The sequence below is a fragment of the Streptomyces sp. NRRL F-525 genome (assembly GCF_000716605.1).
Lineage (GTDB): Bacteria > Actinomycetota > Actinomycetes > Streptomycetales > Streptomycetaceae > Streptomyces.
In genome coordinates this window covers 1-4,377 of record NZ_JNXE01000092.1, presented here as the reverse complement: position 1 = coordinate 4,377, position 4,377 = coordinate 1, and the positions used below count along the sequence as shown (strand labels likewise).

At 73.2% G+C, this 4,377-nt stretch carries 1 protein-coding gene; it reads left to right on the top strand.

Going from position 1 to position 4,377, the window contains the following annotated elements; all coding sequences use genetic code 11:
- Positions 1 to 4,377, top strand: a 4,377-nt coding sequence (locus tag OO69_RS47920; RefSeq protein ID WP_033287356.1) for an SDR family NAD(P)-dependent oxidoreductase, incomplete at both ends; no start/stop codon positions are given.

Genomic DNA, 4,377 nt, shown 5'->3' with positions numbered 1-4,377 from the left:
TGGCTCGACACCCCCACCACCACCGGCAAACCGACCGACCTCGGCCTGGACCGCACCGACCACCCACTGCTCGGCGCCACCGTCGAACTCGCCGAGGGCGACACGGTGTTGCTCACCGGGCGGCTGTCGCTGCGCACCCACCCGTGGCTCGCCGACCACGCCATCATGGGCACCGTCCTACTGCCCGGCACCGGCTTCGTGGAGCTGGCGCTGCACGCCGGCGACCGGGTAGGGCACCCGCTCGTCGAGGAACTCACCCTGGCGGCGCCGCTGGTGCTGCCGACCACCGGCGAGGTACAGGTGCAACTCGCGGTGGAGGGCGGGGACGCGTCGGGATACCGGCCCTTCTCCATCCACTCGCGGCCGTACGAAAGCGCGGCCACTGACGCCGACTCGGGGGAACGCCCCTGGACGCGGCATGCGACGGGCACCCTGACCGTGAACGGGCCGGAGACCGACCACGATCCGACGCCGTCGGAGGCGTGGCTGCCCGCGGGCGCCGAGGTCATCGATCTGGACGGCGTCTACGACGAGTTGGCCACCATCGGCATCGGCTACGGGCCGACCTTCCGCGCCCTGCGCGGGGTCTGGCGGAACGGCGCCGACCTCTACGCCGAGGTGGTCATCCCCCGCGAGGCGGACGCGGCCGGCTTCGGCATCCACCCCGCGCTGCTCGACGCCGCCCTGCACCCGCTGACGCTGGCCGCGCTGGCCGCGTCCCGCGACGGGGAGTCGAACCCGATACAACTCCCGTTCTCGTGGACCGGCATCACCCTGCACGCCACCAGTGCGACGGCGTTGCGGGTACGTCTGGTGCCGGCCGGTCCGGACGCGGTGGCGATCACGCTGACCGACCAGACGGGCGCGCCGGTCGCGACGATCGACAGCCTCACCCTGCGGCAGGTCACCGCCGCGCAGTTGGCGGCCGACCGGGCCGGGAAGCAGCAGCCGATGTTCGGCCTGAGCTGGACCCCGCTGCCTGAGATGGACGACCGCAGCAAGGCCGGTCCGTGGGCCGTCGTCGGACCGGCCGCCTCCGAGCTCGCCACCGCCCTGACTACGGCGGGCGTTCCCACCGACCCGTTCGCCGACCTGCGCGCCCTGACCGGCGCCGAGATCCCCACGACGGTGCTGGCCCCCATAGCCGCGGCCGTTGCCGACGACGTGCCCGGCAGCGCCCACGCCACCCTTCATCACGCGCTCGATCTGGTGCAGGGCTGGCTCGCCGAGGACCGTTTCGCCGGTTCCCGGCTGGTGCTCGTCACCCGGGGCGCGGTCGCGGCCACGGCGGGCGAGACCGTAAGGGATCTGTCCGTCGCCCCTGTGTGGGGTTTGCTGCGGTCGGCCCAGACCGAGAACCCGGACCGCTTCGTCCTGCTCGATCTGGACGGTCACGCCGACAGCCCGGCGGCGGTCGCGGCGGCACTGGCCACTGACGAGCCGCAGCTGACGGTACGTGAGGGCAAGGCGTACGGGCTGCGGCTCGGCCGGGCCGGCGCCGCCGAGGGCGCGCTGACGCCGCCGGCCGGGGTCGCCGATTGGCGGCTGGACACGACGGCGAAGGGCACCTTGGAGAATCTGGCCCTGGTGCCCGATCCGCGGGCCGCCGATCCGTTGCTGCCGGGCGAGATCCGGGTGGCGATGCGGGCGACCGGCGTCAACTTCCGCGATGTGCTGATCGGTCTGGGCATGTATCCCGACGACACGGCGCTGATCGGCAGCGAAGGCGCGGGCGTGGTGCGCGAGGTCGGGCCCGGCGTGAGCGGGCTCGTGCCGGGCGACCGGGTGATGGGCCTGTTCAACGGCTGCATGGGCCCGTCAGCGGTCACCGACCGGCGGCTGGTGACGCGGATGCCGGCCGGGTGGTCGTACGCGCAGGCCGCCGCGATTCCGATCGTGTTCCTGACCGCGTACTACGGTCTCTCCGACCTCGGTGGCATCCAGCCCGGCGAGACGCTGCTCGTGCACGCCGCGGCCGGCGGTGTCGGCATGGCCGCGACCCAGCTGGCCCGGCACTGGGGTGTGGAGGTCTACGGCACCGCCAGCCTCGGAAAGTGGGACACCCTGCGGAGCCAGGGCCTGGACGACGACCACATCGCCTCCTCGCGCACGCTGGACTTCGAGCAGACTTTCCTCGCCGCGACCGGCGGCAGGGGGGTGGATGTCGTACTCGACTCGCTGGCACGGGAGTTCGTGGACGCGTCGATGCGGCTGCTGCCGCGCGGCGGGCGCTTCCTGGAGATGGGCAAGACCGACATTCGCGATCCGCGGCAGGTCGCCGCCGACCATCCTGGCGTGCTCTACCAGGCGTTCGACATGCCGGAGGCCGGGCCGGAGCGGATCCAGGAGATCCTGACCGAGCTGGTCGGGTTGTTCGACAGCGGCGTGCTCAAGCCGCTGCCGGTGACTGCCTGGGACGTCACCCGGGCACCGGAAGCGTTCCGTTACATCGGCCAGGCCCGGCACACCGGCAAGCTGGTCCTCACCCTGCCGGGCGTCTTCGACCCGGAGGGCACGGTGCTGATCACCGGCGCCACGGGGGTGCTGGGCGGTCTGGTGGCCCGGCACCTGGCCGCCGAGCACGGCGTACGGCACCTGCTGCTGGTGAGCCGACGTGGCGCCGCCGCCGAGGGCGCTCTGGAGCTGGCGGCCGAACTCACCGCGCACGGCACGACCGTGGCAGTAGCGGCCTGCGACATCGCCGATTCCGACGCGCTGGCCCGCCTCCTGAGGTCGGTGCCGCCCGCACACCCGCTGACCGCGGTGATCCACACTGCGGGTGTGCTGGACGACGGCACGGTGGAGACGCTCACCCCGGACCGGCTGGACACCGTGCTGCGGCCCAAGGTGGACGCGGCCTGGCACCTCCACGAGCAGACCGCCCACCTCAACCTCAGCGCCTTCGTGCTGTTCTCGTCGATCGCCGGCACCCTGGGCAACGCGGGTCAGGCCAACTACGCAGCCGCCAACACCTTCCTGGACGCCCTCGCGACCCGGCGGCACGCCAGTGGCCTGCCCGCGACCTCCCTCGCCTGGGGCCTGTGGGCGCCGGCCAGCGCGATGACCGGCAAGCTCGACCAGAGCGACCTGGCCCGGATCAGCCGGGGCGGGCTGCTGCCGATGACGCCGGAGCAGGCGCTGACGATGTTCGACCGGGCGCTGGCGCCCGGTCAGGCGGTTCTGGTGCCGGCGAAGGTCGATCTCGCCGCGCTGCGCGGCCAGCCCGCGCTGCCGCCGCTGCTGTGCAACGTGGTCCGTACGCCCGCCACCCGGCGAACCGCCGCCGGCCCTGCCACCGGAGGCTCGTCGCTGGCCCAGCGGCTGGCCGGGGTTCCCGAGGTCGAACGGGACCGGCTGCTGCTGGAGATGGTCCGCGCCGACGTGGTCGCCGTGCTCGGCCACGCGTCGCCCGAAGCGGTGGGCGCGGACCGGGCGTTCAAGGAGCTCGGCTTCGACTCTCTCACGGCGGTCGAGTTGCGCAACCGGCTCAACAAGGCCACCGGCCTGCGGCTCACCGCCACCTTGATCTTCGACCACCCGACGCCCGCGGCGCTCGCCCGGCACCTGCGGACGGAATTGGTCGGCACCCTCACCGACCAGGCCGCCGCGGCGCCGCCCGCCGCCACCGGGAACCGCGGCGCCGCGGAAGAGCCGATCGCCATCGTCTCGATGAGCTGCCGCTACCCGGGCGGGGTCCGCTCGGCGGACGACCTGTGGCGACTGGTCGCCGACGGCGTCGACGCCATCTCGGGCTTCCCGGACAACCGCGGCTGGGACCTGGAGCGGCTGTACGACCCGGACGGCCTGCACCCCGGCTCGACGTACACCCGGCACGGCGGTTTCCTGCACGACGCCGATCTGTTCGACCCGGAGTTCTTCGGGATCTCGCCGCGGGAGGCGCTGGCGATGGATCCGCAGCACCGGCTCCTGCTGGAGACAGCCTGGGAGGCGTTCGAGCAGGCGGGCCTGGACATGAACGTGCTGCGCGGCAGCGCCACCGGTGTCTTCGCCGGAGTCATCCCGCAGGACTACGCGGCCCGCCTGCACGCCGTCCCGGAGGGTCTGGAGGGCTATCTCGCCACCGGCAACACGCCGAGTGTCGCGTCCGGTCGGCTGTCGTACACCTTCGGGCTCGAAGGCCCGGCGGTCACCGTCGACACCGCCTGCTCGTCGTCGCTGGTCGCCATGCACCTGGCGATGCAGGCGCTGCGGAACGGCGAGTGTTCGATGGCGCTGGCCGGCGGCTCCACGGTGATGGCCACTCCCGGTGTCTTCACCGAGTTCAGCCGGCAGCGCGGCCTGTCCGTGGACGGCCGTTGCCGGGCCTTCGCGGCCGGCGCGGACGGTACGGGCTGGGGCGAGGGTGTCGGCCTGGTG